Annotated in this window: 14 protein-coding genes; 2 read left to right on the forward strand and 12 right to left on the reverse strand. The window is 44.5% G+C overall.

The features are described from left to right. Positions 1 to 11 precede the first annotated feature (11 nt). The 11 genes from EUAN_RS06935 to EUAN_RS06980 form a co-directional block, all read right to left on the reverse strand. Entirely contained in the window at positions 12 to 2498 is a 2487-nt protein-coding gene (locus tag EUAN_RS06935) for a sensor domain-containing protein (RefSeq protein ID WP_071063067.1), read from the reverse strand. 123 nt (positions 2499 to 2621) lie between these two features. Beyond that, positions 2622 to 3620 carry a phosphotransferase gene (locus tag EUAN_RS06940; RefSeq protein ID WP_071063069.1) on the reverse strand — a complete coding sequence of 333 codons (999 nt, stop codon included), beginning with the start codon at positions 3618 to 3620 and terminating at the stop codon, positions 2622 to 2624. Continuing rightward, positions 3598 to 4302, reverse strand: a complete 705-nt coding sequence (locus EUAN_RS06945; RefSeq protein WP_071063071.1) for a TIGR04282 family arsenosugar biosynthesis glycosyltransferase — start codon at positions 4300 to 4302, stop codon at positions 3598 to 3600. The genes EUAN_RS06940 and EUAN_RS06945 overlap by 23 nt, the downstream gene beginning before the upstream one ends. Further along, positions 4302 to 4976, reverse strand: coding sequence for a TIGR04283 family arsenosugar biosynthesis glycosyltransferase (locus EUAN_RS06950; RefSeq protein WP_071063073.1), 675 nt, complete (start codon positions 4974 to 4976; stop codon positions 4302 to 4304). Before EUAN_RS06950 ends, EUAN_RS06945 begins: the two co-directional genes overlap by 1 nt. Next, on the reverse strand, positions 4973 to 6001 hold the full coding sequence (locus EUAN_RS06955; RefSeq protein ID WP_071063075.1) for an ABC transporter ATP-binding protein: 1029 nt from the start codon (positions 5999 to 6001) through the stop codon (positions 4973 to 4975). The genes EUAN_RS06950 and EUAN_RS06955 overlap by 4 nt, the downstream gene beginning before the upstream one ends. Before the next feature lie 14 nt (positions 6002 to 6015). After that, complete coding sequence (locus EUAN_RS06960; protein WP_071063077.1) at positions 6016 to 6822, reverse strand: ABC transporter permease; 807 nt, start codon at positions 6820 to 6822, stop codon at positions 6016 to 6018. Positions 6823 to 6826: 4 nt separating this feature from the next. Further along, positions 6827 to 7702: an ABC transporter permease gene (locus EUAN_RS06965; RefSeq protein WP_071063079.1), complete on the reverse strand. Its 876-nt coding sequence runs from the start codon at positions 7700 to 7702 to the stop codon at positions 6827 to 6829. Between the two features lie 14 nt (positions 7703 to 7716). Next, positions 7717 to 8949, reverse strand: coding sequence for an ABC transporter substrate-binding protein (locus tag EUAN_RS06970; protein ID WP_071063081.1), 1233 nt, complete (start codon positions 8947 to 8949; stop codon positions 7717 to 7719). A 182-nt stretch (positions 8950 to 9131) separates the two neighbouring features. Next, positions 9132 to 9254 (reverse strand): rhodanese-like domain-containing protein, encoded by a 123-nt coding sequence (locus EUAN_RS12875; RefSeq protein WP_245674461.1) that lies wholly within the window; start codon positions 9252 to 9254, stop codon positions 9132 to 9134. A 3-nt stretch (positions 9255 to 9257) separates the two neighbouring features. Continuing rightward, complete coding sequence (locus EUAN_RS06975) at positions 9258 to 10088, reverse strand: sulfurtransferase (protein ID WP_169817360.1); 831 nt, start codon at positions 10086 to 10088, stop codon at positions 9258 to 9260. Beyond that, entirely contained in the window at positions 10081 to 10791 is a 711-nt protein-coding gene (locus EUAN_RS06980; RefSeq protein ID WP_071063085.1) for a TVP38/TMEM64 family protein, read from the reverse strand. The genes EUAN_RS06975 and EUAN_RS06980 overlap by 8 nt, the downstream gene beginning before the upstream one ends. 256 nt (positions 10792 to 11047) lie before the next feature. Here EUAN_RS06980 and EUAN_RS06985 point away from each other — a divergent pair, with 256 nt between their 5' ends. Together EUAN_RS06985 and EUAN_RS06990 are read left to right on the forward strand one after the other, a co-directional pair. Beyond that, positions 11048 to 11920 carry a nucleoside hydrolase gene (locus EUAN_RS06985; RefSeq protein ID WP_071063087.1) on the forward strand — a complete coding sequence of 291 codons (873 nt, stop codon included), beginning with the start codon at positions 11048 to 11050 and terminating at the stop codon, positions 11918 to 11920. Between the two features lie 124 nt (positions 11921 to 12044). After that, positions 12045 to 12581 (forward strand): rhodanese-like domain-containing protein, encoded by a 537-nt coding sequence (locus EUAN_RS06990; protein WP_071063089.1) that lies wholly within the window; start codon positions 12045 to 12047, stop codon positions 12579 to 12581. Between the two features lie 80 nt (positions 12582 to 12661). Here EUAN_RS06990 and EUAN_RS13065 read toward each other — a convergent pair whose 3' ends face one another. Next, a complete protein-coding gene (locus tag EUAN_RS13065; RefSeq protein WP_084655883.1) occupies positions 12662 to 12760 on the reverse strand; it encodes an IS3 family transposase in 99 nt (32 codons plus the stop codon). Positions 12761 to 12765: the final 5 nt, after the last annotated feature.

The following is a 12765-nucleotide window of genomic DNA, read 5'->3' on the forward strand; positions in this document are numbered from 1 at the left end:
TCACATCCAGTCTATCCAACTTTTATGCGATTCTCCAGCAGTTCTTCAAGCTCCTTCACGGAGATAGGCTTGCTGAAATAGTACCCTTGGGCTAAGTCGCAACTTGCCTTTCTCAGGAAATTAGCCTGTCCCTCGGTCTCTATGCCTTCAGCTATAACCTGAAGCCCCATATTGTGGGCAAGACCCATTATGCTCTCAAATATATAGGATTCATGGTTTGCATCGACTATGTCTACAAGGAACTCCCTGTCTACTTTGAGCACGTCTATTGGAAGCTTGTGAAGGTATGTAAGCGAGGAATACCCCGTTCCAAAGTCGTCTAGAGCAACTGAAACGCCTATCTTTCTGAACTCGTTAAGCGTCTCTATCGACCTCTCTAAACTGTCTATTATGGCAGTTTCAGTTATCTCCAAGCAGAAGTTCATGGGGTCTACGTCGTACTCATCTATCTTCTCTTTTATAAACTCCATCATTCCTGGCTGGTTTATAAGCTTACTTGAAAGGTTTATAGACACCTTGAACCCATCGTACCCTTTCTTTTTCCATAAATCTATCTGCTTGCAAGCGACCTCTATTGTCCAGTCTGTTATTTCTTTTATATATCCGTTCTGCTCTGCAAAAGGTATGAACTCTCCTGGAGATATAAATCCTCTCTCAGGATGTATCCATCTTATAAGTCCCTCAACGCCGACCAATTCTCCTGTTTGCAAGTCAACCTGAGGCTGGTATACCATAAAAAGCTCTCTGTTGCATATGGCATTTCTCAAGTGGTTGCTCATAAATATATGCTTCCACGTCTTGTCTCTCATGTCGGGCCTATATATGGCCACACCGTCTTTCCCATTCTCCTTTACATGGAACATAGCCGTATCGGAGTTTTGAAGCAATGTCTCTATGCTTCTGCCATGCTCTGGGTACATGGCCACTCCCATGCTGGTGGAAAGAAAGAACTCCTGATTGTCAAGAATCCAAGACTGCTTGAACCTTGAAAGTATCTCATCTGTATATTGCTTTATGTCGCTTTCACTTTCCACGTCGAATATAAGCATAGCAAACTCGTCTCCGCTAAGTCTGCCCACCATATTTGGAAGCTTGACTATGTCTGAAAGGATATCTGCTATACTCGCTATAAAAGTATCTCCCATGGTGTGTCCCATGGTGTCATTTATATTCTTGAAATTGTCTATATCCATGTATATAAAAGCTATCTTCTTGCCATTGGAGTCTGCTTCACCAAGCATCTTACTAAAGTGTTTCTCAAGAAGCACCCTGTTCGGAAGATCTGTGAGTGGGTCATAGTAGGCAAGTCTGTTTAGCTTCTTTTCAAGAGCCCTTCTCTCGCTTATGTCCACTCCTATAAATATATACCCCTCGACAGATCCATCCGCCCCGTGAACCTGGTTTGCGTTCCAAAGAGCTGAAAACTCAATCCCATTCTTTCCAAGAATCGAGAACTCTTTGTTGATTCCGCTTCTTCCATTTACAATACCCATTATCTTTTCAGACATTTCTTTTTTTCTAGACTCACTTATAAACAAGTCTATTGCGCTTTTGCCAAGTGCATCTTTTTCAAAATACCCGGTCATCTTTTCTGCTATGGGGTTCATCCGCTTCACTTTTAAATCATTGTCCAGTATCATTATGAGCACAGGTGACTCTTTTATTATGTTTTCCGAGAAGTCTTTTTCGCTTCTCAGCCTTTCTTCTAAAGCCACTCTCTCAGTTATGTCTGTATGGGAGCCTGCTATTCTAGTCAGCCTTCCGTTTTCATCCCATTCGCCTTTTCCCCTGCTCAGCACCCATCTTATATCGCCGCTGAGACTCACTATTCTATATGTATTTTCATATAGTCCTTCTGCAGACTCTCTATACTTCTCTAAGGTATTTTCAAACCCATTTATGTCGTCTGGATGTATAAATCGCTTCCAGTCTTCATAGTTTAAGTCCAGGGAATTGCCCTCGTATCCAAGTATCTGCTTGTCCTTGTCTGAAAAAAGATATCTTCCAGTCTCAAGATCCCACTCCCATATGCCGTCGTTGACACCTTGGATTATAAGCTGATGCTTTCTATTCAGCCTGTCCAGCTCTTCTTTCTGCATAGCTATTCTGTCGTACTGATCGCTTATCTCGCTTTCCATAGCCACAAGCTCTTCGTAAGCCGAACCCAGCTCGTTGTAGCTTCCTATAGCCATGTTCGTGACCTCTTGGAACATGCAGAGTCTTCTGAGGATTATTCCGTAGAAAACCGCCCCAGTTATCATCACGTATGCCCAGCCTTTATAAACCTCTATCTTGCTTCTATAGTCTGGATTCTCCACAAGGCTTCTTATTATATTGTCTGACAGCAGAACCCAGAGAAATCCCACTGCCACATAGACAGCTATCACCTTGAAAGCTTCCGATTTAGGCGATAGTGTGTTTTTCATATTCAAAAGTTCAAAGTCCTCCACAAAGTCTTTGCTTTGCTCGAAGTCCCCATGTGGCGAATTGTTTATCATATATTTTCACTGTCTCCTTTGACTTCATACGTCTCGATTCTTAAGCAATATTATATCATACAAAGCCAAGCGAACGGGCCCTACTATAAGATATTTATGAATTTTACTGAATTTTTACAAATACTATTTGAGTGGAGATATCAGCTTCTCCATAAAGTCCACGTCGAGATACTGCTCTATCTTCATAAATGTGTCCATATTTACTATCTCCTTGTCGGGGTTCTGGTATTCCAGCCATGCATAGGCGCACCAGGAAAGCGCCCTGAGATACAGGTATGGTGCATATATCTGCACTCTCTCCTCTATTCCCCTGTCACCTGCACTTAAGTTTTTTGCGTAGTGCTTGAAGAAATCCTTTTTTTCATCTCTGCTCAGCACATAGCTTCCCTTCCAGCTTGTAGTCGTCTCAGCTATAAACTGCGTTATATCCTGGCAGGGGTCGCTTATAACCGGCTTCTCCCAGTCTATAAGGTAGCTTCTCTCCTCCCCTATTATGAAGTTGTGGGAGTTGACCTCTGTGTTGTTCACTACATGCCATTTGTCCTGCTTGAAATAAGTTTCTTTATGCGAATTCGCCTCTGCCCAATCCAGAAAGTTCTGAAAGAAGCTCTTTAGCTTTACATCCACCTTGGGGCTGTCCATGTAATCACCTAGCCACATTCTGGCTTCTCTAACCCTGGAGCTCAGTATGTCGCTCTCTACTATGAAAGTCTCATCGAGCCCCTCCGTATCTAGCGAGTGGATCTTCCCGAAAATCGTGGCAGCAGTTCTCAGGTCTTTGCTGTAGTCTAGCGGAACCCCTTCTAAGAACTCCATCACAAGGACGCCATAGTCCAAGACGTCTTTTTTTCCGTCCACATAGTGCGCCCTCGGTGTAACCCCGCTCAATTCAAGCGCCTTAAGCGCATTGTACTCATACTCTATCTGGTTCTCAAGCCCGAGCTGGCTAGCCGTGTTTGCTCTGAAGACTAGCTTCTTCGCCCTGTCCTCAACTAGGTAATTTATATTGTACTCGCCTTGCGCCAAAAATCGGATTTTGAAATCCCTCTCAAGTCCCAATTTCTCAGCGAGGTTTTTAGCTTCTATATAGCTTTTTATCCTACTCTCTAGCCCATTTTTCATCGGCGCTTCCACCCTCTCTGTACTTTCTTAGAAAGTCTATAGTGTTTCGGGGAGCTGTTCCGGATTCTTCAAAAGCTCCTAGCTTGTTCATCAAGTACTCAAAATCGTCCCCAGTGTCTATGTCCCGCTGCTTAGTCACCAGCCCGACCGAAAGGCCTTGGCTGTTTATCTGCCTAAATGTGCCCTCCAAGACGGTGTTGCAGCCCCATTTCATGTCCTCTGAAAATATCTCGCTCTGCACTTCCTTCATGCCAATGAGGTAGTAGCCTCCGTCCAACGTAGGGCCTACGCACATGTCGTTTGACTCTAGCTGAACAAACGACTCTTCCAAGCACTCCAGGTCTATTTCCGGGACATCGCTTCCCATAAGCACCACTTCATCGTAGCCCATTTTGAACACAGCTTCAAAAGCGTGCTTCATCCGATCACCAAGCGTTTCTCCATGCTGTGGGAACGCCTTGACATCCTCCGGCAGCAGCTCTGACAGTATTCTGAATTCGTCCTCTGGGGTGTAGGACACGTATACATCTATCTCCGGCTCAAGCTTCCCCATAACTCCGAATATATCTCTGAGGAAACAGCTGTGTATCTCAGCGCATTCCTCCGGAGAAAGCACCTCCATAAGTCTCGTCTTTGTCTTTCCAGGTATCGGCACTCTGGTCATAAGTATAATAGCTTTCATCATCTGCACTCCCTATACATCTTATTGAGTTCCTCTGTGTCCTTCCCCAGCACGTAGAGTATCTTGATCTTGTGCATAAAGAGAAGCGTCCTGAGCGATCCGCCAGACTTGAACCTCCTGGCCGAGCTTCCTATCCGCTCCGGCAGCAGCTTCATCTTTCCGGCCTTTCTGAGCCTTAAGCTTATCTCGAAGTCCTCCATAAGCGCAAGCTTTGGATATCCGCCTATGGACTCGAATAGATCTCTTCTCAAGAAGAGCGACTGGTCTCCGTAGTACATGCCGGAGTGCTTGGCCCTCCAGTTTGAAGTCCAGGTTATAAACCGAATTACAGCATCAGTGTAGTCGTAGAAGTATATAGAAAAGCCTCCTCCGATATAGCCTTCAGATATGGCGACTTCAATTGCGCTTATTGAATTCTCGTCCACTATGCTGTCCGAGTGCACAAACCAGAGTATATCGCCCTTGGCCATGCTTGCACCGGCGTTCATCTGGTTCGCCCTGCCTCTTTCGCTTTCGACAACAACAGCCATATTGCCGGCTATTTCCACAGTTCTGTCGGAGCTTCCCCCGTCCACAACTATTATCTCCTTGTCGCCTCTAAGTCTGTTTAACTGTTCTAGCAGCTTTGAAATAGTGCTCTCCTCGTTCAGCACCGGCACAATTATAGATATCATCTTGACTCACCACTCATACAAACTATCCTCTCTCTCTTTAATTCAACTGAAACTTCCTCTCCCAGTTCAAAGACTTCAGTCTTTTCTGCCGTGCACTTAAGCTCTATTCCGCCTGAGCGTACAGTGTAGTGGATTCTGTCGCCAGCATACCGTCTGCTTGCGATAGTCCCGCTTGCTGCTCCAGCCTTTGCCTGTGAAATCTTGACGTCTTCCGGCCTGACCATAAGCTTTGCATATCCGTCTACACAGTCCAGCTTAAACTCCCCGAAAGCTGTGGCTACTATTCCGTCTGAGGAATCACCCTCTATATAGCTTGCGTCCCCGAAAAAGCTTGCTACCTCAGGCGAATTCGGCCTTTCGTAAAGCTCCACAGGCGTTCCGAATTGAAGCAGTTCTCCACCCATCATGATGGCTATTCTGTCCGACATGGTCATGGCATCTTCCTTGTCATGTGTCACAAGCACCGTTGTTATCTTTAGCTCTTTCTGTAGCTCTGATATCAGCGCCCTCATATTCTCCTTAAGCCCTGTGTCCAAGTTCGAAAAAGGCTCGTCTAGAAGCAGCACCTTAGGCTCAACTGCAAGCGCCCTGGCTATGGCCACCCTCTGCTTCTGGCCTCCTGAAAGCTCACTTGGATATTTCTTCCCGAATCCATCCAGCCTCACCAATTTGAGCGTCTCGTCCACTTTTCTGGCCCTGTACGCTCTGTCTTTCTTCATCATCTTGAGTCCAAAGTCCACGTTCTTCTCTACAGTCATATGCGGAAAGAGGAGGTGGTCCTGAAATACGATTACAGCTCCTCTCTTTTCGGCGGCGACGTCTAATACCGACTCCCCGTCGAACTTTATATCCCCGCCATCCAAACTCAGCAGCCCTGATATAAGCTTGAGCGTGGTGGTCTTTCCACAGCCTGAAGGCCCCAGCAGTGATACAAGCTCTCCGTTTTCCACAGTGAGGTCTAGCGACCTGAGCACCTCTTCTCTTTCGAACTTCTTTCTAGCTCCTACTAGCTCTATCCTTGACATCTGCTCCCTCCAAACTAAAAATAGAATTTGTCCTTGTCTCCATAGTATAATTTTACACCTTTTTCTATGGCAAAGAGAATCACAAGTGTTACAACTACAAACACAAGGCTGTAAGCCGAAGCCATGGACCTGTCTCCACTCTGTATATAGGGTACCATCATCATAGGGTAAGTCACCAGATTCCCTCCTCCTATCAGAAACGTCAAAAAGTACTGGCTGAAGGAGACTATGAACATAAGGCTTCCAGCCGATGCAATCCCTGGAGATATGACAGGCAGTGTTATGTATATAAAGGCTTTGAACGGTCCAGCCCCAAGTACTCTGGCTTGATCCTCTAGCCGCTCTCCTGTGATCTCGAATATATCTGTGAATATCCGTATACCGTATGGAATTGTAGTTATCATATGCACCAGAACAACCCCCGCAAAGGTGTTTGAAAGCCCCAGCTTTATAAATACGCTGTGTATACCCATGGCCACCGCCATAGACGGCACTATTATCGGCGCTATCGAGAGCAGCTTCACCACACGCTTCCCTCTGAACTCATATATCCCGAGTGATTTTCCTGCAAGTACGCTTGCCACAAGCGAAAGGAATGTCACCACAGCGGACAGCTTGAAGCTGGTCACAAGGCTTTTTACAGCCCCGCTACTTGGTCTGAAGACATGGGAAAGCCCCCTTGTACTGTACTCTGTTGGAAGCAGCTCAGGCCATGGCCAGCTCTTTGCGACGCTCCAAAGCACAACTGTAGCTAGTGGGGCTATAAAGGCGAGTACAGTCAGCTTCGCCCAAACTCCACTCCATGCAGTATTTTTTCTCATCTAATCACCTGCCATACTTTCTGATTTTTTCGAACAATTTCTGGTACGCCATCAGCATGACAAAAGACATAGCTGCCGATATCATACTTATCGCCATGGCATAGGGCCTGTTGCTCCAGTCGGGATTTATGTACTGCACATAGGCCTCGACCGGGATTGCCCTAGGGCTTGTAGGCCCCAGCAGATACGGTATTTCAAAAGCTCCAAATGAAAATGCAAATATTATTATAAAAGAAGAGAATATCGTAGGGGTGGATATGGGAAGAAGTATATTGCTTAAGATCTGCCTGTCTGTAGCCCCAAGGTTTCTGGCTGCATCTACAAGGTTTTCGTTTATGCCCCTGAGCACAGAGTATGTCACCATGGCTATGTAGGGCGCTCCTTTCCAGACATAAGCAGCTATTATCCCTACACCGCCTCTGTCGAAAAGCAGGCTTGGGAACTGCTCTTGTGCTTCTATAAATCCAATGGTATATGCGAGCCTAGCCAGTATCCCGCTCTGCGACAGTACACTGTAGGCCAGCAGCGATGCCACTAGATGAGGCACAACTACGGGCAGTTTGTAGGCGATCCGCTCCGCCTTCAGTCTGTCTCTGCTCTTTAGCAACATATATGCTAGCATGACTCCAAAAACAACTGCAATCGCCGAAGATACAGCTGAGGTCTTTAAGCTAAAGAGCAAAGACTTGTAGAATCCCGATGCACTTAGGGCTTTAGCGTAGTGCTCCGCTGTAAGGTTGAATCGCCCCTCTAACGGAGAATATCCCAGGCTCTGTAGAAAGCCTAGGATAAGTCCAGCCGCAAATATGCCCAGAAGCACTGCAAGCGCAGGCAATAGCAGCAAATACGGTTTTATCTTTTTTTTAAGTTTCAGTTTCATTTATACCACTCTCTCTAGAGCAGGTTCTCTGCCCATATTTCCTCTATTATAGGCACCAGGTTTGCAGGCATCTCAGGGACTCTGCGCTCTAGGAGCACGTCTTGAGCCAACACCCCTTTTCCTATGTCCACCTTGTCGAATAGGGCTTTTTCATCGTCGCTCATCTTAGCCGAGTCGACTACAGGAAGGTCTCCCCAGTTTGCCGGGTCATACTTTGAAGCCTGAGCTTCGGGGCTCATTATATAGTCTATTACAGCCATCGCTCCGTCTTTGTTTGGAGCGTTGAAAGGTATAGACACAAAGTGAGTGTTACCTATAGTTCCCTTTTCAAATACAAAGCTATTTGCAGTTTCAGGGTACTCCCCTGTAGATATCTTGGATGCTACTATATTCGGAGTGTAGCTCATGCTCATTGTAACTTGACTGTCTGTAAACATATTGTCAAGCTGAGCTATGGTTGCAGGGTATGTCTCTCCCTCTCTCCACAGATATGGTTTCAGCTCTTTTAAATAGTCTATTGCCGGCTTTATGGCAGCTTCCACTGTGGCCTTGTCTGCCTTCATGTCCATAAACTGCTCATATCCAACTATATCGTATATTATATTTCTCACAAATGCACTCCCAGTGAAGTCTGGCGGTGCTGGATAAGTGAACTGTCCTGGGTTCTGCTTTGCATATTCAAGCAGCTCTTCATGTCCTGAAAGAGTGCCTTCCATTCTCGCATCGTCTTTTATCATTATAAGCTGAGCTTTTCCGTAAGGCGCCTCGTATCCCTCTATAGGAAATCCAAAGTCGAATTTAGTCTCAGGGTCCTCTGCATCTATATACTTCTCGAAGTTGGGAAGCTTATCTGTAAAAGATCCGTAGAGCAGCTCATTTGTCTTGGCAGTGTAGAAATTCTCTCCGTTTATCCACACCACATCCATAGTGCCCTCAGAGTCCATCTGCTTTTCGCTTTGAAGCTTGTTCAGGATGTCCTCTATGTCCATAGACACCCTGTTCAGAGTTATATCGTATTTTTCCTTTAAGCTCTCTGCAAGGTATCCATCTATCCAGTCGTTTGTAAGCTGGCTTCCGCCCCAGCCGTAGAAGTTGACCTCTGTCCCTCTGGCATCTTCAAGTACAGCATCCCAGTTTTTTTCCTGGGTATTAGCTGGCTTTTCTTCAGCTTCCTTCGTCTCGCTTCCACATCCCGCCATGCCGAATGCCATGACAAATGAAAGCAGCAGTGCTATTAGCTTTTTCATATCAAAACTCCTTTTCTTTCTTATTATTTGTTTAAGCGTACTATGATTAAAGTCTATCTTAGTTTTCATTCGAATGTCAATTTAAAGCGATTTACTTTTATCTATCGATTTTATGATTTTCATAGATTTTCTTCGCTATGTAAACAAAAGCAAGCTATTATCCATAACTTGCTTTTGTAAAACTACTTCTCCATTGGCATGCTCTTGTCTGCAGACCATTCATATATAGAAGCTTCGTAATTTCTAACTTTTTCAAAGCCCACGGCTCTGAGTATCGAGGAAACATACCCCGATCTTATACCCATCGTTCAGTAAACTACGAAGTCATCTTCTGGCTTGACTCCCACTTCTGCCATTATCTTTTTTATCTCATCTGGAGACTTTGGAGTTGCATCTTCGTTCAGCAGTTCGCTCCAAACCAGGTGCTTGGCTCCCTTGATATGCCCTCCTCTGGCTTCTCCTGCATTTTGGCTTCCTTTGAACTCTTTTTCAGTTCTGACGTCTATTATAGTAGTCTTTCCGAGATTTTCGTAGACATAGTCTTTGTCAGCTCTATAGCTTTCGTCGAAATCCTGAAGCGCTAGCCCTGTAGAAGGCTTTGGCGCAGACGTCTCTTCTTTAGTAGTCTCATATCCTAGGTCTTTCCACTGCTGAAGCCCTCCATATAGAAGCTTCACATTGTCAAGCCCTGCCATTCTCATCTGCCATACGTTTCTTCCGTCAGGCCCTGGACCAGACAGTACGTCAGAGTAGAACACTATAGTTTTATCATTTGTAACTCCATAAGACTCAAGCTTTTTTGTAAGCTCTTCTTTGTCCAATGTAGTTCCCCAAAGCGCATCTCCAGGCTTTCCCTCTACTTTGGAAAAGCTGTGGAAACCTGTGTTTATGGCTCCAGGTATGTGTCCTTTTGCATAAGCGTCAGGCTTATTGTCATCGAATATTATTACATTTGGATCTTCAAGCAACTCGCTCAGTTCTTGAGGAGTTATGAATATGTCTGGGTTTGCATAGCCTGAAAAATCTACCTTTTCAGCCGCTTCTCCAGACTTCTTCGCCGACTGAGAACCACACGCACTCAGCACGACAGTCATTGCAGCTAGCAATGCTACAAGGTAAAACAGTCTGTTTTTACGCACTCTTTTCATCTCCTTTGTTTTGAAAGTTTTTTAAAGTTTTTTCCTCCAGGATTGTCCTGGATAAAAATATAGCAACAATCGCAGCCAGTGCAAAGAGTATACCTGATGTGATAACCTTTGCATTACCCGTGAATGCTTCTTTAAAATATGAGTGGATAAGTATCATGGGCAGCTGCCCTATGGCCGTCCCTATAAGGAAAGACCTGTATCTCATGGATGTAAGCCCCGACGCATAGCTTACAAGGTCAAAAGGCAAAGATGGAATCAGCCTGGCCATAAGCACCAAGTGTTTACCGTATTTCTCAAACACACCACCTACTCTCTCCAACTTGAACCTTGAGATCAACTTTTCTGATGCTTTTCTGCCGTAAGCTCTTGCTATCCAGAAACAGGCTGAAGCCGCTACCAGAGAAGCTGTCCAAGAGATCAGCACACCTTTAGAAAAGCCGAACAGCTCTGCATTCGCAATCACAAGTATATCCCTTGGCAGTTGAGCCACCACCGACTGAAACACCATAAGAAGCGATGAAGCTATAGTCGAAAAGCTTCCAAATGAATCTATATATCCCTCTAAAAGCCCTTGGTCTAAGTTCTCCATTATGAACAGTGCCTGCTTTGTATTTTGCTGAATTGGTTCAAAAGTAAAGTAAAGTAAAACCATAACAATTATAGTTCCAGCCTTAAAGACTGTGGATTTTTTCATAGAACCACTGCTCCCACGTATAGTTTTTTTGAATAATATTACATCTATATATATTCTATTTTTATGAACAGGAGTAATTATAGCATAATTGATTATTCTTTAGTTAACTTATCTATCAGCTTGTCATTCGTTTTATCTATGTATTTTTATTTATATATTTGTTTTATCTATAACTTTTTTTATACTTCTCTCTTCATTTTTCTTTCAGCTTGTTGTACTGTATCTATATCAAACGACAGAGACTGGAGGATTTCCTATGAAAAAAGTTATATTCGACTGCGACAACACCATGGGAGTGTGCGAAAAAGATGTGGACGATGGGCTTGCCCTGCTTTACCTGCTAGGAAGAGCTGATGTGTCTCTACTTGGAGTTACAACCACTTTTGGGAACAGCTCTATAGATGTGGTTCAAGCCAACACCATGGCCATGTTTGAAGAGCTCAGCCTTGCCCAAGAGATCCCCTTGGCAAAGGGCGCTGGAGCGGGCGAAGACAGAAGAAGCGAAGCTTCCAAGTTTTTGCTCGAGAGTGCGAAGCGCTCCCCCGGAGAGATAAGCCTTTTGGCCACAGGATCACTTACAAATCTATATGGCGCCTATCTCCTTGACAACGACTTTTTCAGCTATCTAAAGGAGATTGTCATAATGGGCGGAGTAAAGGAGCCTCTGATCATAAATCAAAGAGAGATGAACGAGCTCAACTTTTCAGTCGATGCGGCTGCCGCCTACAATGTGCTAAAGCATGGAAAAAACATCACAGTGATAACCGGGCATATCTGCCTTCAGGCACTCTTTGGAAAGGAGACATACTCAAAGCTTATGAAGTCTCCATCCAATCCTGTTTTCAAGTATATACAGGAGAAAACGCTGCCTTGGTTTAACTTTATAGGGCCGGCCTTTGGAGTCGAAGGCTTCTACAACTGGGATGTAGTCGCCGCCGTATACCTCACAAACCCAGAGATATTCAAGGACAGTTTTGAGTATATCTGCTCCGAACCTGAAGAGCTTACGCGAGGATATCTAAATCCTTGCTGTTCTTCCGATGGATACAGTTTGAACATACCCACCGACATAGTTGAAAAAGAGCGTTTCGATGAGCTTGTTTTCTCGGCTTGGGAGAACGCATTTTAACTATAGTTTCTATCTATGGAGTGTAGATTTATCATAGTTTATTTATATTTAGATTGTCTTTGGTTTTATTGTATAATTCTTGGTGGAGATATGGTTTAACATTTAAATCTTAGGAGGTTTATATATGAAAAGATTTGTAAGTACTTTTTTAGCTGTAACTGTGCTGGCTTCTTCTCTACTATTTGTAGGATGCAGCTCTAATGAAGAAGGCTCTTCTAGCGAAAGCACTTCTGCTGAAAGCAACTCTGCCGAAGATAAAGCTGAAGAAAAAACTGAAGAGAAGCCTGAAGAAAAGGAAGAGGCTGAAGCTTCATACCAGTACTACACCGCCGATGAAACTAAGGCAAAAATAGAAAACAAAGAGGATATGTACATCCTAGATATCCAGGTTGAAGACGAGTTCAACGCACACCACATAGAGGGCGCTGTAGCTACTTACGCTTACCCTGTAAAGAGCGACGAAGATAAGGCTAAGCTAGACGCTGTACTTCCTGAGCTTGAAGCAGGAACAGAGCCTATACTTGTAGTCTGCCCTGGAGGTGCTGGTGGCGCCACTAGAACTATAGACTACCTGACTGAAAAGGGAGTAGCGGCTGACCGTCTTTTTATACTTGAAAACGGCCAAAGCAAATGGCCTCACGACGAGCTACTTGCAAAATAGTATATAAAACAAAACGCCAGACCGGCTATGTGAACTGATCCTTGTCAAGTAGACAGGTAATTAAATTAAACATCATGGTATTAGGTTAATAGTGCTTGATTTCGATATTCAATCGGAGTCAGGCACTTTAATCTTTTTTGATATCTGCTCTCGTTGTAGAACTTTATGTAACTCCCGATCTTCT

Origin of the sequence: Andreesenia angusta, assembly GCF_001855385.1 — a bacterium.
In the GTDB taxonomy this organism is placed as follows: domain Bacteria; phylum Bacillota; class Clostridia; order Tissierellales; family Gottschalkiaceae; genus Andreesenia; species Andreesenia angusta.

Coding starts and splice junctions, on each gene's coding strand:
- EUAN_RS06955 (WP_071063075.1), bottom strand. CDS start 6,001: ATGTCAAGGATAGAGCTAGTAGGAGCTAGAAAGAAGTTCGAAAGAGAA.
- EUAN_RS06985 (WP_071063087.1), top strand. CDS start 11,048: ATGAAAAAAGTTATATTCGACTGCGACAACACCATGGGAGTGTGCGAA.
- EUAN_RS06980 (WP_071063085.1), bottom strand. CDS start 10,791: ATGAAAAAATCCACAGTCTTTAAGGCTGGAACTATAATTGTTATGGTT.
- EUAN_RS06940 (WP_071063069.1), bottom strand. CDS start 3,620: ATGAAAAATGGGCTAGAGAGTAGGATAAAAAGCTATATAGAAGCTAAA.
- EUAN_RS06965 (WP_071063079.1), bottom strand. CDS start 7,702: ATGAAACTGAAACTTAAAAAAAAGATAAAACCGTATTTGCTGCTATTG.
- EUAN_RS06950 (WP_071063073.1), bottom strand. CDS start 4,976: ATGATATCTATAATTGTGCCGGTGCTGAACGAGGAGAGCACTATTTCA.
- EUAN_RS06990 (WP_071063089.1), top strand. CDS start 12,045: ATGAAAAGATTTGTAAGTACTTTTTTAGCTGTAACTGTGCTGGCTTCT.
- EUAN_RS06935 (WP_071063067.1), bottom strand. CDS start 2,498: ATGATAAACAATTCGCCACATGGGGACTTCGAGCAAAGCAAAGACTTT.
- EUAN_RS06960 (WP_071063077.1), bottom strand. CDS start 6,822: ATGAGAAAAAATACTGCATGGAGTGGAGTTTGGGCGAAGCTGACTGTA.
- EUAN_RS12875 (WP_245674461.1), bottom strand. CDS start 9,254: ATGGGTATAAGATCGGGGTATGTTTCCTCGATACTCAGAGCCGTGGGC.
- EUAN_RS06970 (WP_071063081.1), bottom strand. CDS start 8,949: ATGAAAAAGCTAATAGCACTGCTGCTTTCATTTGTCATGGCATTCGGC.
- EUAN_RS06945 (WP_071063071.1), bottom strand. CDS start 4,302: ATGAAAGCTATTATACTTATGACCAGAGTGCCGATACCTGGAAAGACA.